We start from the raw sequence: 19,184 nt of genomic DNA, 5'->3' as shown, positions 1-19,184 counted from the left end.
TGTACTGCAATTATTCCCTTTTTTATCTTTCCACCAAAAAGTACAACCGTAATCGTCTGTATTTAAGCCTAAATGATTTTTATACCAATCTTTAAGTTCTTTTGGGTTTTCAGATTTAAAAAAGAAGCCTCCTATCCCTGTTACTCGAATTTCTTTATCTTCTTCTTTTTCAGGGGTAAAATAAATGGCTTTTATTTTGTTTACTATTGTTTGAGCTAATTTTTCATGACTTTCAAATGTCCAACCTGCAATATGAGGTGTTAGTAAAACATTGTTTGCTTGTCTAAGGTATTCAAAGTCTTTATTCTTGCTTTCTTCATCAAATAAATTCTCAAAAGATAATTTTTCATATTCTAGTACATCTAAGCCAGCTCCTAAAATTTTATTAGCTTGTAAAGCTTTTACTAGGTCGGCTGTGACAATGTTTTTACCTCTGGCAGTATTAATAATCCAAAATGGTTTTGAAAATGAATTAATAAAGGTTTCATTTATCATTTTATCCGTTGTAGGAGTCCAAGGTGTGTGTAAGCTTAAAACTTCTACTTTTTGTTGGAATTCTGCTAAAGAAACTTGTTTTGCATTTTCGTCTCCAACATTTTCTTTTATATCATAACATAATACTTCTACATCAAAACCTCTTAGTTTTTTGGCAAATGCTTTTCCCATGTTGCCATAGCCTATAATGCCTATGGTTTTACCATCTAATTCATGTCCGCGATTAGCTTCACGATTCCATTGTCCTGTTTTGACTTCAGTATTTGCTTGGTTTAAGTTATTAAACAAAGATAGAATCATTCCTAAGGCATGTTCTCCAACGGCATTTCTATTTCCTTCTGGAGCTGCAATTAAGTGAATTCCTTTGTTTTCTGCATATTCGCAATCAATACTTTCTAAACCAGCTCCAACTCTAGCAATAAATTGAAGGTTTAAGGCTTTGTCTAGAAATGTTTTATCAATTTTAAAACGACTTCTTATTACAATTCCATGATAATTTTGAATCTTGGATTCGATAGCTTCTTTAGAAGAAATATAGTCTGATTCGTTTTGGAAACCAGCTAGTTCAAGTTGGCTCCATAATAACGGATGATTGCTATCTATATGAAGGATTTTAATTTGATTTGATTGCATTTTTTAAAATAAAGGGCTAAAGATAGCTATAATTTGAATTCATGAAAATATTTTATTATATAAAAGTTTTCTGGGGAAGAAAATAGGAAGCGGTATTAAAATCCTAAAATTACTTTAGCAATTGTAAAGAAAATAATAATTCCCATAATATCATTACTGGTTGTAATAAAAGGCCCTGTTGCAAGTGCGGGATCAATACCATATTTGTCTAAAATAATGGGAATAAATGTGCCTATTAATGAAGCTGTAATTATTACTGAGAGTAGTGCTAATGAAACGGTTAAGCCTGTTATAAAGTCAATGTTTAATAAAAAATGGCTTCCTATAATAAGTATAATGGCTAATATTAATCCGTTTAATAGACTTAATGAAAGTTCTTTTAGTAATCGATTTAATAAAGATCCTGATAATGCGTTGTTTGCTAAACCTTGTACGATAATTGCTGAGGATTGTACTCCTACATTTCCTGCCATTGCAGCAATTAAAGGTGTGAAGAAAAATAATTCAGGATGAATTTTCATTGCAGGTTCATATAATCCTAATACTCGAACAGAAATAAATCCTCCAAATAGTGCTAAAACTAGCCATGGCAAACGAGCTTTGGTTAACTCTAATATGCTGTCATCTGCTTCTACGTCTTGCGAAATACCGGCTGCTAATTGATAATCTTTATCTGCTTCTTCTTTGATGACATCGACAATATCATCAATGGTGATTCTGCCTACAAGTCTTCCTAATTCGTCTACAACTGGAATGGCTTCTAAGTCATATTTTTGCATAATTCTAGCAACTTCTACATTTTCAGTATTTACTTTTACATAGTCTACTTTTGGAATATATACTTCGCTAATGGGTGTTTTTGTAGAGGTGGTTAATAAATCTTTTAGTGAAAGTCGTCCTTTTAATCTGTTTTCATCATCTACAACATATATTGAATGTACCCGAGAAACGTTTTCTGCTTGGGCTCGCATCTCTTTTACACATGTAAGTACGTTCCAATTTTCATTTACTTTGACTAATTCTTTTGCCATTAATCCACCCGCAGAATCTTCATCATAACGCAATAAGTCAACAATGTCTTTTGCATGTTCTACGTCTTCTAATTCTGATATTACTTCTTCTTTTCTAGATTGTGGTAATTCGGCAATAATATCGGCAGCATCATCGGTACTTAATTCGTCGATTTCTTCTGCAATTTCTTTGGCAGAAAGGCTTCGAAGGATTTTTTCACGAACTTCTTCATCTAATTCGAGTAGGATTTCTGCTGTTTTTTCAGAATCTAATGCGTTAAAAATATAAATAGCCTCATGGGTTTCTAGTTCTTCCATGATTTCGGCAATATCAGCAAAGTGAACTTCTTGAAGTAATTCTAAAACGCTTTGTTCTTTATTTTCCTGAATAAGAGATTCTAATTGTTCTAAAAGTTCTTTACTGATTTTAAACTCCATCGGCTGCTATTTTTTGAGTAAGATTTATGAATTGTTCGTACGAAAGTTGTTCCGGACGCAGGTCAAAGATACTATCTTCTTTTAAATTATCAGAATTTATCATGCTTTTAAGGCTATTTCGCATGGTTTTTCTTCGTTGGTTAAAAGCTAATTTTACGACTTGAAAGAATAACTTTTCATCGCAAGGTAATTTGTAGTTTTCTTTTCGGGTTAATCGCAATACACCTGATTTTACTTTTGGTGGTGGATCGAAAACATGCTCATCAACTGTGAAAAGATATTCTGCATCATAGAAAGCTTGGGCTAAAACGGATAAGATGCCATATACTTTACTTCCTTTTTTTTCACAAATGCGTTCGGCTACTTCTTTTTGAAACATTCCTGAAAATTCAGGTATTTGGTCTCTCATTTCTAATGTTTTGAAAACAATTTGTGTAGAAATATTATAAGGGAAGTTACCAATAATGGCAAATTGTTCGTTATTAAAAACTTCATTTAAATTATACTTTAAAAAGTCTTTTGAGATAATATGTCCATGTAATTTTGGATAATTTTCTTCTAAATAGGTTACTGATTCTGTGTCAATCTCAATAACATTTGTTTCAATTGGTTTGTCCAAAAGATATTTAGTAAGCACACCCATTCCTGGTCCTATTTCAAGGATTTTTTCATATCCTTTGTAAGATAAAGTATTGGCTATATTTTTTGCAACACTTTCATCTTTTAAGAAATGTTGTCCTAGGTGTTTTTTTGCTTTTACTGACATATTTAGAAGTTAGAAGTTAGAAAAAAGAAGTTAGAAAAAAGTAAATCATAACTTCAGAGAAAGACAAGAATTGTATTTTAATTTTTTTGGAGAGTTAGTTTTCTCTTCCATAATGTTCACTCATTATTTCTAGCTCCGTTCTAAAGGCTAGCATTTTATCTGCAAAAAGTTCAAATCCTTCTTGACGTAATCGTGGTGCGTGATTTTTATAATAATCTTCTAGTTTTGATCTGGAATCGGTGAAATATTGAACAGAGTAAGTTGTGCCGCCCATTTCTTCATCAACTAATACTTTCACCATTCTTGCACTTGTGAAAAGACCAGTGGCTAAAACATCGTCAATGTGTTTATTTCTCATCCATTGTAACCATTGATCGTGTACGCTTTTATCAATGTTTATTGTAACGTTATATATTATCATTTTATGCTTTTATGTTTATTAAAATTGGAAACAAAGGTATTAGAATCTAATGAATTATATAGTGTTATCACCTCTTAACATTCTAAATTGTTTTCTGGCTTCGGTAAAATATATACTATCAGAATGTTCAAATACAATTTTTTCATATAAGGGTTTGGCATTTTCTATATCATTAAGTTCTTTTTGATAGATTTCGGCCGAAAAGTATAAGGCTTCGTCTATATAAATTCCGTCAGCATGATTGTCTAATATCATTTTGTAATAGGTGAGTGCTTTTTGATATTCTTTTTTTCTACTATATATGGTGGCTATTTTAAGTAATGTTTCGTCTTCAATACTGTCGCCTTTGTTTTTTTCTAAAATATTTAAAAATGCTTGTAGTGCTTCTGTTTCTTTGTTTTGATATAATAACAAATCGGCTTTTGAGAAAGCGGTTAGGGCTACTCTTGTGCTATCTTCATAGGAATTGTCTTGAATTAATAAATAGAGTTCAACAGCATCATTTGCAATTAATAAACTAGAAGATTGTTTTAATATTTTTACTTGTTGTAGTGCCCAGTCGAAATCGTTTTTGTAATAATTTGCTTTTGCCATTTTCATGCTAGCTTCATGTGCTAAAGCATCATTTTTAACATTGTCTTCTACTTGTGCATAATATAGAATAGCTTGATTGAATTTTTCATTATATACTAGTATATCGGCAAGTTCTAGTTTTACTTTTGCTTTTTCTCTAGTGCTAAATGAGAGTTCTAATGCTTTGTTTAATAAAGAAATGGCTTCTTCTGTGTTGTTTAAATTGAAGGCTTCAAAATGTGCTATTAATTTGATTAGATCTAATGAATATGGATTGTAATTGTATTGTTTTAATAAGGTGTCTAATTCTTCTTTAATTTTAGGGTAATCTTCTTGTTTTGCTTCTTTGATTTTAATTTTCATTAAAAGGGTGTGAGCAGAAATTTTCCAACTTAAGTCGTTTGTGTTGTCTATTATAAATTGTAGAATAGGGATGGCGTCTTCACTCTGATTGTCTTCTACAGCCATGTTTGCCAGTGCAACTATGTTGTCAAAGGTTTCAGGATTTCTTTTGTAAATAGCACGTTCTTGAATGAAAGCTTTTCCGTATTCTTTTTGTTGCACATATAGCCAGCTTAAAAACTGGTTCCAATATGCATCGGGTGTTTTTTGTGTTCTTAAAAGCAGGGTCTTTTTTAGATAGCTTAAAAATGTTTCATTTGCTTCGTCTGCGATGAATCGGGTTAAGTAGTTTTGAACAATTGGGGTGTTTTCTTGTTTTTGATAGGCATAATCTAATAGTTTATCGGCCATTAATTCAATGTTTCCTAATTGTCCTTGTAGTAGTGCTATTTGATAATCAAAGTTAAGATTTGGATCGCCTTTTGTTCCTGTTTCATAGGCTTTTAATGCCCACTCTAGAAGTGCTTTTTTTTCGAATATATTTCCTATTTGATACGCATAGTTTGGTCTTTCTTCAACGGCTTCAATGGCTAATTCGTAATTTTTTTTAGCTTTTGCATTTTCATTTTGAAGTTGAAAATTATATCCTAAATCTACATATAATAAAGGTTGGTAGTATTTAGCTTTTCTAGCTTCTATTGTTTTTTCAGCTTTGTCAAATTGTTTTAATTGTTGGTAGCAATCTGTTATTCTTTGGAAATAAGCATAATTTGAGGGTTGTTTTGCTGCTATTTGTTCTAGTAGAGTAAGGGCTTTGTCAAACTCTCCTTTTTCATAATAATCAATTGCTAATTGCTCATTTTGTGATGTTGCAATTAGTGAAATAAATAATGTTATTAGCAGAAGGTAGTTTTTCATTTTTCTTTAGAAAACAAATAATGTACTAAAGTAACACATTTTTGTGTCAAATTAGTACATTATTTTAGTAAGATTAACGTTTTAGTTTATAATATCAAACCCTGTATATTTTCTTAATACTTCTGGAATAACGATTCCTTCTGGTGTTTGATAGTTTTCAATTATACCTGCTAAAACTCTAGGCAATGCTAATGAGCTTCCGTTTAAAGTGTGTGCTAAATGGTTTTTGCCTTCTTTGTCTTTAAAACGTAATTTTAATCGATTTGATTGAAATGTTTCAAAGTTAGAGACAGATGATATTTCTAACCAGCGATCTTGTGCTGTTGAGAATACTTCGAAATCATAGGTTAATGCTGCTGCAAATCCCATATCTCCACCACATAATCTTAAAATACGATATGGTAATTTAAGTTCGCGTAAAATTTCTTTTACATGTTCTACCATTCCGTCTAATGCTGTGTATGAATTATCAGGATGTTCAACACGAACAATTTCTACTTTATCAAATTGGTGTAAACGATTTAATCCTCTTACATGTGAACCATAAGACCCTGCTTCTCTACGGAAACAGGGTGTGTAGGCTGTGCAAAGTATTGGTAATTCGTTTTCTGTTACTAAGACATCTCTAAATAGGTTAGTAACAGGGACTTCTGCTGTAGGAATTAAATATAGATTATCTTCTGTTGCATGATACATTTGTCCTTCTTTGTCGGGCAATTGACCTGTTCCATAACCTGAAGCTTCGTTTACCAAATGAGGTACTTGAAATTCTTGATAACCGGCATCGGTATTCTTGTCTAAAAAGTAAGTGATTAAAGCACGTTGTAATTTAGCACCTTTTCCTTTGTAAACAGGGAAACCGGCTCCTGTAATTTTTGCTCCTAAATCAAAATCAATAATGTCGTATTTTTTTACTAATTCCCAATGAGGCAATGCACCTTGGTGTAGTTTTGGTATTTCACCTTCTTCAAATATGTTTATATTTTCTTCGGGTGTTTTTCCTACTGGAACAATTTCTGCGGGAATATTTGGTAGTTTATATAACTCATCTTGTAATTGAGTAGCTACTGTATTTAAAGTTTCTGTTAGCTCTTTTGTTTGTTCTTTAAACTGAGCTGTTTTTTCTTTTAAAATTTCAGCTTTTGCTTTTTCTCCATTCTTCATTAGGGCTCCTATGTCTTTAGATACTTTGTTGGATTCTGCAAGAATGTTGTCTAGTTCTACTTGTGTAGCTCTTCTTTTTTCATCTAATTCTACAACTAGTTCTACCAAGTCTTTAGCATCTATGTTTCTTTTTGCTAATCTCTTGATAACGTCTTCCTTGTTTTCTCTAATGTAAGTTACCTGTAACATAATTTTTTAAATTTTAAAAAAGCAAATCTAATGAATTTGATATTACTTTTTAGGACTATGAGGATTAAAAAATGAAAAAATAAATGAAAAAGCGTTAAAACTATTTTATCTATGGTTACATTTTTCTTTCTACTCTTGTTTTTTACTAAAAACCGCAAAAGAAAATAAGTCATGGGGTACCACAACTACGACTTTGATAAGGGGTATATACGGGGTTGATAGGGAGTATCACCGTCTTTGACTCATCCTAAAATAATTATACAGTTTATTAAATTAATCCTAATATAGCTATACAGCGATTCTTCGTTTGGTTAATACAATTTGTTGTCTTTTTAAATACTATTACTTTTCCATACTATTTGCTCCCTCTATCCTAACCTTTGATATGAAGTATCACCCTTGCTAAAGACACTCAATTTACTCGTGTGATTTTTTTTTATTTTAAAAATAAAAAAAAATCACAACATAAAAACAACACGAAATTCCGGAATTTCGTGTACTACTTTAAAAAAAAGGATGCTTCATTGTGTTATTTTAACTATTTTAGAGTATCAAAAATTAATCAATAACAATTTAAAAATGGCAGCTTAGGGTCGATTAAAATTTGTCCACTTTTTTCTAGGAATTCCAGAATTAGTGATAGCTTAATTTGCCCAAACTGTAAAACTAAAAACTTAATAAAGAATGGCTTTACAAAAAACAAAAAGCAACAGTTTTATTGTAAAAATTGTCATAAAAGATGTATCGATTTTTTGGGAAGTTTATAGGACAATTGATCAGTAAAAAAGTAGATGGAACCAATGTAAGCCCAAGTGTTATGTAAACTTCCTTATTTGTAGGACACAAATTAAACGAAAAGCAGGACTAAACTTTTTATTAATTTGTAATTATTTTATAGGTTAATGTTATTGTTTTTTGAAAGTAAGAATAGCCTTTTTTAGATTTTAAAATAAAAATGTATCTTTGGCGTCAAATCCTTCCATTTAGGATTAAATTATTTTCTCACTTAAATACGTTTATAGCATGCAACTGTATAACACATTAAGCGCAGAAGAAAGAGTTGAGCTTATCGATCAAGCAGGACAACAAAGGCTAACTTTGTCTTTCTATGCGTATGCCAAAATTGAAGATCCAAAAAAATTTCGTGATGATTTATTTATTGCTTGGAATGCACTTGATGCTCTAGGTAGAATTTATGTTGCACATGAAGGAATAAACGCTCAAATGAGCGTTCCGGCAGAAAACTTTGAAACTTTTAGAGATACACTAGAGGTTTATTCTTTTATGAAAGGAATAAGACTCAATGTAGCAATAGAGCAAGATGATCATTCTTTTTTAAAACTTACAATTAAAGTACGCCATAAAATAGTCGCTGATGGATTGAATGATGATACATTTGATGTTACGAACAAAGGCATTCATCTTAAAGCAAAAGAATTTAATACTCTTTTAGAAGACCCAAACACTATTGTAGTTGATTTTAGGAATCATTATGAAAGTGAGATTGGACATTTTAAAGGAGCAATTACACCAGATGTAGATACATTTAGAGAGAGTTTGCCAATAATTAACGAGCAGTTAAATCAATATAAAGAAGAGAAAAATCTTCTAATGTATTGTACTGGAGGTATTCGTTGTGAAAAAGCAAGTGCTTATTTTAAACACCAAGGGTTTAAAAATGTGTATCAATTAGAAGGTGGAATTATTGAATATGCACGACAAGTAAAAATAGAAGGATTAGAAAGTAAATTTATAGGTAAAAATTTTGTTTTTGATCATCGATTAGGAGAAAGAATAACAGACGATATTATTGCTCAATGCCATCAATGTGGTGCTCCATGTGATAATCATACAAATTGTGAAAATGATGGTTGTCATTTGCTTTTTATACAGTGTGATAGTTGTAAAGAGAGTATGCAAAATTGTTGTTCTGCCGAATGTTTAGAAACTATTCATCTGCCATTGGTGGAACAGGTTAAGTTAAGAAGTGGAATTCAAAACGGAAATATGGTTTTCAAAAAAGGGAAATCTAAAGTTTTAAAATTCAAAAAAAGTGGTGATTTAGAAGATAAGCCATTAGCTAAAGTTTCAAAAACAAATAGTATTCGTCAAAAAATAGCAATAAAAAAAGTTTTGGTAGGGAAAGCAGAACATTATTATGTGAAAGCAGAAATTGGACTTTTTATTGTAGAAAATCAAGAAATAAAAATAGGAGACAAGATTTTAATTTCAGGTCCAACAACAGGGAATCAAGAATTGATTTTAGATAAAATGTTGGTAAACGGAAAAGAGACTGATGTGGCTAAAAAAGGAGATAAAATAACTTTTGAAGTTCCTTTTAGAGTTAGACTTTCAGATAAATTATTTAAAATTATTAAGTAATGACTACTTCTGGAAAAATTGAATTGATGGCTCCTGCTGGAAATTTCGAATCGATGCAGGCAGCTCTAGATAATGGTTGTGATTCAATCTATTTTGGAGTGGAGCAATTGAATATGCGGGCTCGTGCAACAGTGAATTTTGTTTTAGAAGATTTACCAGAAATTGCTCGAAGATGTAATGAAAAAAACGTTAGAACCTATTTAACGTTAAATACAATTATTTACGACCATGATTTGTCAGTTGTAAAAACGCTTTTGTCTAAGGTTAAAGAGGCGGGCATTACAGCAGTTATCGCTTCAGATCAGGCGGTAATAATGACGGCAAAAACAATGGGAATTGAAGTGCATATTTCCACGCAGTTGAATGTAACAAATATTGAAACAGTTAAGTTTTATGCTATGTTTGCTGATACAATTGTATTGTCTAGAGAATTAAGTTTACGTCAAGTAAAAAATATCACAGCCAATATAGAAAAGGAAGAAATAAAAGGGCCAAGTGGAAATTTGGTAGAAATTGAAATTTTCGGACATGGTGCTTTGTGTATGGCAGTTTCTGGGAAATGCTACCTGAGCTTGCATTCGCATAATTCTTCTGCAAATAGAGGAGCGTGTAAGCAAAATTGCAGAAAAAAATACACAGTTATAGATCAGGAATCTGGTTTTGAAATTGAAGTAGATAATGAGTATTTAATGTCCCCTAAGGATCTATGTACTTTGGATTTCTTAGATCAAGTAATAGATTCGGGAATAAAAGTGTTAAAAATTGAAGGTAGAGGTAGAGCTGCTGATTATGTGGCGACAGTTATAAAAACTTATAGAGAAGCTATTGATGCGTATTATGAAGGTGTCTTTACAAAAGAAAAAGTTGATGTATGGATGCAAACTTTAGCAACTGTTTATAATCGTGGTTTTTGGAGTGGTTATTACTTAGGTCAAAAGCTAGGAGAATGGTCAGATAATCCTGGATCTAGTGCTACACAAAAGAAAGTGTATGTGGGGAAAGGAATGCATTATTTTCCGAAATCTAATATTGCAGAATTTAAAATTGAAGCTTACGATATTAAAAAAGGAGATAAAATTTTAATTACAGGACCAAGTACAGGTGCACAAGAGCTGGTTTTAGAAGAAATGTACGTGAATGATGTAGATGCTGAAAAAGCAATAAAAGGAGATAGTTGTACTTTAAAAGTGCCTTTTAGAATTCGTTTGTCGGATAAAATGTATAAAATTGTAGCAAGTTAATGGTTGTTGTAACGTTACAAAGAGATAAATGTATTGGGTGTAATTACTGTGTAGAAATGGCTCCTAATTTATTTCAGATGTCAAAAAAAGACGGTAAAACAGTGTTGTTGAACTCAAATGACGCAAAAGGATTTTTTACATTGAAATCGCCAGATCATACAATTTTTGAAGATGGAGAGTTGGCCGTTAAAGCATGTCCGGTTAAAATTATTTCAATTAAAGAAGTCTGAAAAATAATTAAAAATGTACTATATAAAACCTATTTACGTTACCATGTAAATAGGTTTTCTTTTTTGTGTAATTTTTAGCTTGAAACCATTAACAAAATTATACTATCTTTACAACCAAATACGTTTTAGACAAGTAGTGCTGTTTACAAGCGCAATCAATATATATTCAAATTATGGCATGTAATAACTGTTCGACAGGAACAACCGATGGTGTTCCTAAGGGATGTAACAATAAAGGGTCGTGTGGCACCGGAAGCTGCAATAAATTAACTGTTTTTGATTGGTTATCAAATATGACATTACCACAAGGTCAAGAACCGTTTGACTGTGTAGAAGTAAGATTTAAAAATGGTAGAAAGGAGTTTTTTAGAAATACAGAAAAGTTAACTCTTTCAATGGGAGATGTTATTGCAACAGAATCTTCACCAGGACATGATGTTGGAATCGTGTCTTTATCAGGAGAATTAGTAAAAATTCAAATGAAAAAGAAAAATGTTCCAATTGAGAGTGAATTACCAAAAATATACAGAAAGGCGTCTCAAAAAGACATAGATATATGGAGCGAAGCGAGAAAGAAAGAAGAGATTGTTAGAATGAAAGCCCGAGAGCTGGCAATTGCGCTAAACTTGGAAATGAAAATATCAGATGTTGAATTTCAGGGAGATGGCTCAAAAGCAACCTTTTATTATACAGCAAATGATAGAGTCGATTTTCGCCAATTAATCAAAGATTTCGCTCGTGAGTTTAGTATTCGAATTGAAATGAAGCAAGTCGGGTTTCGTCAAGAAGCTTCTCGATTAGGAGGTATTGGATCTTGTGGAAGAGAGCTTTGTTGTTCAACATGGTTAACTGATTTTAGAAGTGTTAATACTTCAGCGGCAAGATATCAACAATTGTCGTTGAATCCTCAAAAATTAGCAGGACAATGTGGAAAGTTAAAATGCTGTTTGAATTATGAATTAGATACATATTTAGATGCATTAAAAGAATTTCCTGATTTAGACACTAAACTTTTTACAGAAAAAGGGAATGCAAATTGCCAAAAAGTAGACATTTTTAAAGAATTAATGTGGTTTTCTTATGAAAATCAACCAGCTCATTGGCATGTTTTATCCGTTGCTAATGTAAAGGAGATTATAGCTATAAATAAAGATAGTAAAAAAGTTGAGGCTATTGAAGATTTTGTGATTGAAACCGCTAAAGAAATTGAAAATAATTTTCAAAATGTAGTAGGACAAGATAGTTTGACTCGTTTTGATAATAAAACAAGAAAAAAACCTAATAAAAACAGTAATAATAAGACTAATAATAAGAATAAAAAGCGTCGTAAACCAACAAATTTTAAAAATGATTCTAAAAAGGAATAACGCAGTATTATTTTTTATAATTTTTGTACTCTTTTTTTCTTGTGATAAAAAAAGAGTATTTGATGAATACAAAGGAGTTAATGGAAATTGGGAAACAACAGATACTATTCAGTTTGTTTTTGATCAAAAAGATACAATAAATCCATATAATTTATTTCTAAATATTCGAAATACAAATGAGTATCCATTTAATAACTTGTTTCTTATAGTGTCGCTTAAGCAGCCTGATAGTTTAGTAAAAATTGATACTTTGGAATTTGCAATGACAAAGCCTGATGGGTCATTATTAGGAGAAGGTTTTTCGGACATTAAAGAAAGTAAATTGTGGTATCAAGAAAATTTTAAATTTAAGCAAGCAGGGAAGTATACTGTAAAAATTCAACATGCACTAAGAGAAACAGGTAGTGTTTCAGGAATTGAAGAATTAAAAGGAGTTACAGATATAGGTTTCAGAATTGAAAAAACAAAATAATTATGGCTACGAAAAAAAAAGAAACTAATAATTACTCTAAATATATTAAGATTTTTTGGAAGACTTTTTTGTTTGGTCTTACAAGTGTAATTCTATTATTTTTATTTGCTTCATGGGGTTTTTTTGGAGCAATGCCAACTTTTGAAAATTTAGAAAATCCTGATTCTAATGTAGCTACAGAAATCATATCTTCTGATGGAGTGGTTTTAGGAAAATTCTATACTCAAAATAGGATTCCTGTGAAATATGAAGATTTACCTAAAGATCTTATAAATGCTTTAATTGCTACAGAAGATGAGCGTTTTTATGAGCATTCTGGAATTGATCCAAGAGGAACAATAAGGGCAATTGTAAAACTAGGAACCGATGGAGGAGCAAGTACTATTAGTCAGCAGTTAGCGAAGTTGTTGTTTCATGGGGAACGTTCTAGAAATAAAATTGTTGCTGTTGTTCAAAAAATAAAAGAATGGATCATTGCAGTTCGTTTGGAAAGACAATACACAAAAAAGGAAATCATTGCAATGTATTTAAATCAGGTAGATTTTGTAAATGGAGCTATAGGTATTCGTTCAGCTTCAAAAATCTATTTTAATAAAGAACCTAAAGATTTAAAAGTTGAAGAAGGAGCAGTTCTTGTCGGAATGTTAACAAATCCTTCTTGGTTTAATCCCAATCGTGAAACTAGAAAGAAATTAGTTCTAGATAGAAGAAACACTGTTTTAGGGCAAATGGTTAGAAGTGGTTTTTTAACAGAAGCAAAAAAAATAGAATTGCAAAACACACCACTTGTTCTTGATTTTAAGCCTGAAAGCCATAATGAAGGAATTGCAACATATTTTAGAGAATATCTAAAGGGGTATATGAAAGACTGGGTTAAAGAGCATAAAAAAGATGATGGTTCTGAGTATGATATATATAGAGACGGTTTAAAAATATACACAACGATTGATTCGCGTATGCAAAAGTATGCGGAAGAATCAGTAGAAGAACATTTGACAAATTTACAAGCTAAGTTTTTTGAACTGGCAAAAGGAAAGAAAAATGCGCCTTTTGTTAATCTATCTGATGTAGAAACTGAAAAAATAATTAAGAGATCAATGAAAAACTCTGAGAGATGGAGAATTTTAAAAGAAGACGGAAAGTCGGATGCTGAAATTCTAAAATCTTTTGAAGTTAAAGCAAAAATGAAAATATTCTCTTGGAAAGGTGAAAAAGACACCATAATGACACCAAGAGATTCTATTATTTATTACAAACATATGCTTCAAACTGGAATGATGGCAATGGAGCCGCAAACAGGTCATATAAAGGCATGGGTTGGTGGGAATAATTATAAATATTTTCAGTATGATCATGTTGGACAAGGAGCAAGACAAGTAGGTTCAACATTTAAACCGTTTGTTTATTCAACTGCTATTGAGCAATTAGGGATGTCTCCATGTGATTCTATTATTGATGGTCCATTCACAATGCCAAAAGGAAGATGGGGAATATCATCTAGTTGGACACCAAGAAACTCAAGTCATAAATATTATGGGATGAAAGACTTGAAGTTTTGTTTGGCTAATTCTATAAATACAGTTTCGGCTAAGTTGATGGATAGAGTAGGTCCTAAAGCAGTTGTTAATATGGCACATGACTTAGGTGTTACTACAGATATTCCAGAACAACCAGCAATTGCATTAGGTGCTGTAGAAATTACAGTGAGTGAAATGGTTGGGGCGTTTAGTACTTTTGTTAATCAAGGAGTTTATATAAAACCAACATTTATTACAAGAATTGAAGATAAAAACGGTGTGATTTTAGAGCAAATTATTCCAGAGTCTAAAGATGTAATGAATAAAGATGTAGCTTATGCTATAGTAAAGTTAATGGAAGGGGTAGTGCAATCAGGAACAAGTGCGCGTCTTAGAAACGGAAGTGTAAGAGGATTGACAAATTATAAATATAAATTTAATAATCCAATAGCAGGGAAAACAGGAACTACTCAGAATAATTCAGATGGTTGGTTTATAGGTATGGTGCCTAATCTTTCTGCGGGAATATGGGTTGGAAATGAAGATAGAGCTGCACACTTTAGAAGTACAAATTTTGGACAAGGAGCGACAATGGCATTACCAATATGGGGATTGTTTATGGATAAATGTTATAAGGATAAAGAATTAAATGTCTCTAAAGGTGCATTTGAAAGACCTGATAAGATTTCTATTAGTGTAGACTGTGATAAGGCGAAAGTTACTACAGATTCTATTGATGTTGATGCTCCAGATATGAATGAATTTGATCTTTAAATAAACATAGAAAATATTATGATTAATCGTAGAGTAAATAACGTTGAAGAGGCTTTACAAGGGATTGAGAATGGAATGACTATAATGTTGGGAGGTTTTGGGCTTTGTGGAATTCCTGAAAACAGTATTGCTGAATTAGTAAGTAAAAGAGTTACAGATTTAACTTGCATATCAAATAATGCAGGAGTTGATGATTTTGGATTAGGGTTATTGTTGCAAAATCGTCAAATAAAGAAAATGATTTCTTCTTATGTAGGAGAAAATGCAGAGTTTGAAAGACAAATGCTTTCTGGAGAACTAGAAGTGGAATTAACACCGCAAGGGACATTAGCAGAGAAATGTCGTGCGGCTCAAGCAGGTATTCCGGCTTTTTTCACGCCTGCAGGTTATGGAACTGAAGTGGCAGAAGGAAAAGAAGTGAGAGATTTTAATGGTAAAATGCACGTTATGGAACATGCTTTTAAAGCAGATTTTGCTATAGTAAAAGCGTGGAAGGGAGATGAAGCTGGAAATCTTATCTTTAAAGGAACGGCCAGAAACTTTAATGCTGTAATGGCAGGAGCAGGGAAAATTACAATTGCTGAGGTTGAAGAATTAGTTCCAGCAGGAACTTTAGATCCGAATCAAATTCATATTCCAGGAATTATGGTAAACCGTATTTTTAAAGGAGAAAAGTTTGAAAAGAGAATTGAGCAACGAACTGTAAGACAAAAATAATCATGGCATTAGATAAAAATCAAATAGCGCAAAGAATTGCTAAAGAAGTAAAAGATGGTTATTACGTAAACCTAGGTATTGGAATCCCAACATTAGTTGCAAATTATGTTAGGGAAGATATTTCTGTAGAATTTCAAAGTGAAAACGGTGTTTTAGGAATGGGGCCTTTCCCTTTTGAAGGAGAGGAAGATGCAGATATTATAAATGCAGGAAAACAAACTATAACTACTTTACCAGGGGCTAGTTTTTTCGATTCTGCTTTTAGTTTTGGAATGATTCGTAGTCAAAAAGTAGATTTAACAATTTTAGGAGCAATGGAAGTTTCCGAAAATGGAGATATTGCAAACTGGAAAATTCCAGGGAAAATGGTTAAAGGAATGGGAGGAGCAATGGATTTGGTTGCATCAGCAGAGAATATAATTGTAGCGATGATGCATGTAAATAAAGCAGGTGAATCTAAGCTTCTTAAAAGTTGTTCACTTCCATTAACAGGTGTTAAGTGTGTTAAAAAAATTGTTACTGAATTAGCAGTAATAGAAATTACTGAAAAAGGATTTAAGTTACTAGAAAGGGCACCAGGAGTTTCTGTTGATGATATTAAAAAGGCAACTGAAGGAACTTTAATAATTGAAGGGGAAATTCCAGAAATGATATTGTAAGTTTCTAATATTTAAATATTTATAAAAGCTGTGTTGAAAAACATGGCTTTTTTTGTTACATTTTGCCAGAACACTTAAAAATTTGTTAAAATACTTAAAATAAAGTGATATTTATTGGTAGAAATAACTGTTTGTTGAATTTAATGTTATTTTTTTGTTAAATTCGCAGCGTATTTATAAATATCAAACAAAATAAACAACAAACAACTATTTTTATTATGGTAAGAAAAAACTATTTCAGTAGGCTGCTATTTGCAGGCCTGTTATTCTCTATGTCAAATTCTTTTGGACAAACAGAAATGGAGAGAAAACAAATTACAAATGAATATAATGTTCAGCAAATCACAAAAATGTCAAATTCATTTCTTGAAAAAGAAAAAGCTAATAAAAAGGCTGCAATTGAATTTGCAAAAAGTAACAATATACCAATATATGTTAATTTAAAAGATGGAGGCTATGCAGAGCTACAAAGAGTAGATGCAGACGGAAGTTTAATTTATTATAGCACTTTTAATGTTGCAGCAGCAAAATCTACAAGAGCCAATCACCTTCACTCAGGTGGAAGTTTAGGATTAAATTTAAATGGACAAAACATGATTGCTTATGTTTGGGACGGTGGTCATGCTAGAGTAACACACCAAGAATATGATGGTGCTGGCGGATCAAATCGTGTAAGTGTTGAAGATGCAGCATCTGAAGGAGGAACTCAGTTAAATTTTCATGCAGCGCATGTTACAGGGACTATCGCAGCTTCTGGTGTAGTAGCAAATGCAAAAGGAATGGCTCCGCAATCTAGAGTAAGAGGGTATATGTGGAATAATGATTTGTCTGAAGCGACTAGTGCTGCGGCAAATGGGATGCTTATTTCTAACCATTCATACGGATTCCGTTCAGATCTTGTTCCGGATTATTATTTTGGAGCATATATTAATGATTCTAGAGATTGGGATAATTTAATGTATAACGCACCTAATTATTTAATGGTTGTAGCTGCAGGAAATGATGGAGGAACTAATTATAACTCACAGCCATTAAATAGCAGTTTTCCTCAATATGATAAATTAACAGGTCATTCAACTTCAAAAAATAACTTGGTTGTTGCGAACGCACAAGATGCAAATATTGATTCTAGTGGAAATCTTATTTCAGTTTCAATAAACGGTGGTAGTAGCCAAGGTCCAACAGATGATTTAAGAATTAAGCCAGATATTACAGGTAATGGTACAAGTGTTTATTCAACATATCAAAATAGTGATACAGCATATCAATCAATATCAGGAACGTCAATGGCTTCTCCTAATGTTGCAGGTACCTTATTGTTGTTACAACAGCATTATAATAATATAAATGGAAGTTTTATGCGTTCGGCAACATTAAAAGGAGTGGCGATGCATACTGCTGATGATGCGGGTTCTAATGGTCCTGATGCAATCTATGGATGGGGACTTTTAAATGCAAAAAGAGCGGCACAAGCAATATCTCAAAATGGAAATCAATCAATAGTGAGCCAAAGAACATTACAGCCTGGTCAGTCTTATTCAGTAACAGTTAATAGTGATGGAATTAATGATTTATTAGCGTCTATTAGTTGGACAGATCCTGCGGGAACAGCTACTACAGCTACTAACTCATCAACTGCAAAATTGGTTAATGATTTAGATATTAGAATTACGAAATCTGGTACAACGTATTTTCCATGGAGATTAACAGGAGTAAATACTAACGGATTAGGAGATAATGTTAAAGATAATTTTGAAAGAATAGATGTGTCTAATGCTTCAGGTCAATATACAATAACGGTTACACATAAAGGTTCTTCATTATCAGGAGGTAGTCAAAATTATACTTTAATTGTTACGGGAATTACAAATACATCTACAGTTTGTAATGCTACTACTCCTTTAAATTTAAATAATTCAAATACAACATCATCTAGTACTTCATTAAGCTGGTCTTCAGTAGTAGGGGCAACGTATGAAGTTAGATATAAAACTACAACATCGTCAACTTGGACAACGGTTGCTTCGGCTTCTAATGGATTAGTTCTTACAGGACTTTCTTCAAGTACAGATTATGAAGCGCAAGTAAGAAGTATATGTCCAGATTCAGGAACTTCAGCATATTCGGCTTCTAAGCTTTTTTCTACTTTAGGAGGTTCTACAGTGACATATTGTACATCTAAAGGGAATAGTGTTGCAGATGAATTTATTGATTTTGTAGGGTTAAATAATGTGTCAAATTCTACAGGGGCTAATGGAGGATATGGAGATTTTACTAGTTTAGTGGCAAACTTGCCTTATGGATCAAATACTATAAACTTTAGTGCTGGCTTCACAGGATCATCGTATAATGAATATTGGTCTGTTTGGATTGATTATAATAAAAATGGAACTTTTGAAAGTTCAGAGAGAGTTGTAAATGGATCATCTACAAGTAGTGGAACACTATATTCAACTTTTACAGTTCCTTCAACGGCTTTGTCAGGAAATACAAGAATGAGAATTCAAATGAAATATAATTCGAACTCAACAGCTTGTGAAACTTTTTCTTATGGTGAAGTAGAAGATTATACAGTAAATATCGGAGGTTCTGCGGCTCTTAATTTTGTAAACACAAATGAAGAATTAGGAAATAATAGTGGAAATTATGATTTTAATTTGTTCCCAAATCCTGTTCAAAATATGTTAAATATAAATGTATATGATAATAGAGCAGTTACTTTTTCAATATATAATTTAGTAGGTCAAAAAGTAAAATCTGGAAACAATATTGAGTCAGGAATAGATGTTTCTAAGTTATCTTCTGGAATGTATATAGTAGAAGTAAATGATGGACAGAAAACGATTTCTAAAAAATTTGTAAAAGAATAATTTTTG

At 31.9% G+C, this 19,184-nt stretch carries 14 protein-coding genes and 1 pseudogene; 9 read left to right on the top strand and 6 right to left on the bottom strand.

Annotated features, from left to right (window positions below; genetic code table 11):
- Positions 1–180 precede the first annotated feature (180 nt).
- The 6 genes and pseudogenes from SY27_RS10190 to serS form a co-directional block, all read right to left on the bottom strand.
- A pseudogene (locus SY27_RS10190) lies at positions 181–1,128 on the bottom strand (2-hydroxyacid dehydrogenase); the annotation flags it as partial.
- A 95-nt stretch (positions 1,129–1,223) separates the two neighbouring features.
- The gene (gene mgtE, locus SY27_RS10185) at positions 1,224–2,576 is read right to left on the bottom strand and encodes a magnesium transporter (protein ID WP_045969855.1); all 1,353 of its coding nucleotides are present in this window, start codon (positions 2,574–2,576) and stop codon (positions 1,224–1,226) included.
- Positions 2,566–3,342 (bottom strand): 16S rRNA (adenine(1518)-N(6)/adenine(1519)-N(6))-dimethyltransferase RsmA, encoded by a 777-nt coding sequence (gene rsmA / locus SY27_RS10180; RefSeq protein ID WP_045969854.1) that lies wholly within the window; start codon positions 3,340–3,342, stop codon positions 2,566–2,568. The genes mgtE and rsmA overlap by 11 nt, the downstream gene beginning before the upstream one ends.
- Positions 3,343–3,436: 94 nt before the next feature.
- The gene (locus SY27_RS10175) at positions 3,437–3,763 is read right to left on the bottom strand and encodes a DUF4286 family protein (protein WP_045969851.1); all 327 of its coding nucleotides are present in this window, start codon (positions 3,761–3,763) and stop codon (positions 3,437–3,439) included.
- A gap of 54 nt (positions 3,764–3,817) precedes the next feature.
- Positions 3,818–5,596 (bottom strand): tetratricopeptide repeat protein, encoded by a 1,779-nt coding sequence (locus SY27_RS10170; RefSeq protein ID WP_045969849.1) that lies wholly within the window; start codon positions 5,594–5,596, stop codon positions 3,818–3,820.
- An 81-nt stretch (positions 5,597–5,677) separates the two neighbouring features.
- Positions 5,678–6,949 (bottom strand): serine--tRNA ligase, encoded by a 1,272-nt coding sequence (serS, locus tag SY27_RS10165; RefSeq protein WP_045969847.1) that lies wholly within the window; start codon positions 6,947–6,949, stop codon positions 5,678–5,680.
- A 1,023-nt stretch (positions 6,950–7,972) separates the two neighbouring features.
- On the opposite strand from serS, the gene SY27_RS10160 reads away from it, so the two are divergent.
- The 9 genes from SY27_RS10160 to SY27_RS10120 all read left to right on the top strand — a co-directional run bounded on the left by SY27_RS10160 (position 7,973) and on the right by SY27_RS10120 (position 19,178).
- Positions 7,973–9,331 carry a rhodanese-related sulfurtransferase gene (locus SY27_RS10160; protein WP_045969845.1) on the top strand — a complete coding sequence of 453 codons (1,359 nt, stop codon included), beginning with the start codon at positions 7,973–7,975 and terminating at the stop codon, positions 9,329–9,331.
- The gene (locus SY27_RS10155; RefSeq protein ID WP_045969843.1) at positions 9,331–10,572 is read left to right on the top strand and encodes a peptidase U32 family protein; all 1,242 of its coding nucleotides are present in this window, start codon (positions 9,331–9,333) and stop codon (positions 10,570–10,572) included. The genes SY27_RS10160 and SY27_RS10155 overlap by 1 nt, the downstream gene beginning before the upstream one ends.
- Positions 10,572–10,802: a ferredoxin gene (locus tag SY27_RS10150; protein WP_045969841.1), complete on the top strand. Its 231-nt coding sequence runs from the start codon at positions 10,572–10,574 to the stop codon at positions 10,800–10,802. Before SY27_RS10155 ends, SY27_RS10150 begins: the two co-directional genes overlap by 1 nt.
- Positions 10,803–10,975: 173 nt before the next feature.
- Complete coding sequence (locus tag SY27_RS10145) at positions 10,976–12,169, top strand: regulatory iron-sulfur-containing complex subunit RicT (protein ID WP_045969839.1); 1,194 nt, start codon at positions 10,976–10,978, stop codon at positions 12,167–12,169.
- Complete coding sequence (locus tag SY27_RS10140; protein WP_045969837.1) at positions 12,150–12,641, top strand: gliding motility lipoprotein GldH; 492 nt, start codon at positions 12,150–12,152, stop codon at positions 12,639–12,641. The genes SY27_RS10145 and SY27_RS10140 overlap by 20 nt, the downstream gene beginning before the upstream one ends.
- Positions 12,642–12,643: 2 nt before the next feature.
- A complete protein-coding gene (locus SY27_RS10135; RefSeq protein WP_045969835.1) occupies positions 12,644–14,932 on the top strand; it encodes a penicillin-binding protein 1A in 2,289 nt (762 codons plus the stop codon).
- Positions 14,933–14,950: 18 nt separating this feature from the next.
- The gene (locus tag SY27_RS10130; RefSeq protein WP_045969833.1) at positions 14,951–15,649 is read left to right on the top strand and encodes a CoA transferase subunit A; all 699 of its coding nucleotides are present in this window, start codon (positions 14,951–14,953) and stop codon (positions 15,647–15,649) included.
- Between the two features lie 2 nt (positions 15,650–15,651).
- Complete coding sequence (locus tag SY27_RS10125) at positions 15,652–16,308, top strand: CoA transferase subunit B (protein ID WP_045969831.1); 657 nt, start codon at positions 15,652–15,654, stop codon at positions 16,306–16,308.
- A gap of 272 nt (positions 16,309–16,580) precedes the next feature.
- Positions 16,581–19,178 carry a S8 family serine peptidase gene (locus SY27_RS10120; RefSeq protein ID WP_052705265.1) on the top strand — a complete coding sequence of 866 codons (2,598 nt, stop codon included), beginning with the start codon at positions 16,581–16,583 and terminating at the stop codon, positions 19,176–19,178.
- Positions 19,179–19,184: the final 6 nt, after the last annotated feature.

Origin of the sequence: Flavobacterium sp. 316, from assembly GCF_000967805.1 — a bacterium.
In the GTDB taxonomy this organism is placed as follows: domain Bacteria; phylum Bacteroidota; class Bacteroidia; order Flavobacteriales; family Flavobacteriaceae; genus Flavobacterium; species Flavobacterium sediminilitoris.
The sequence above is the reverse complement of the archived record's forward strand: the minus strand, read 5'-3'. Positions and strand labels throughout refer to the sequence as shown.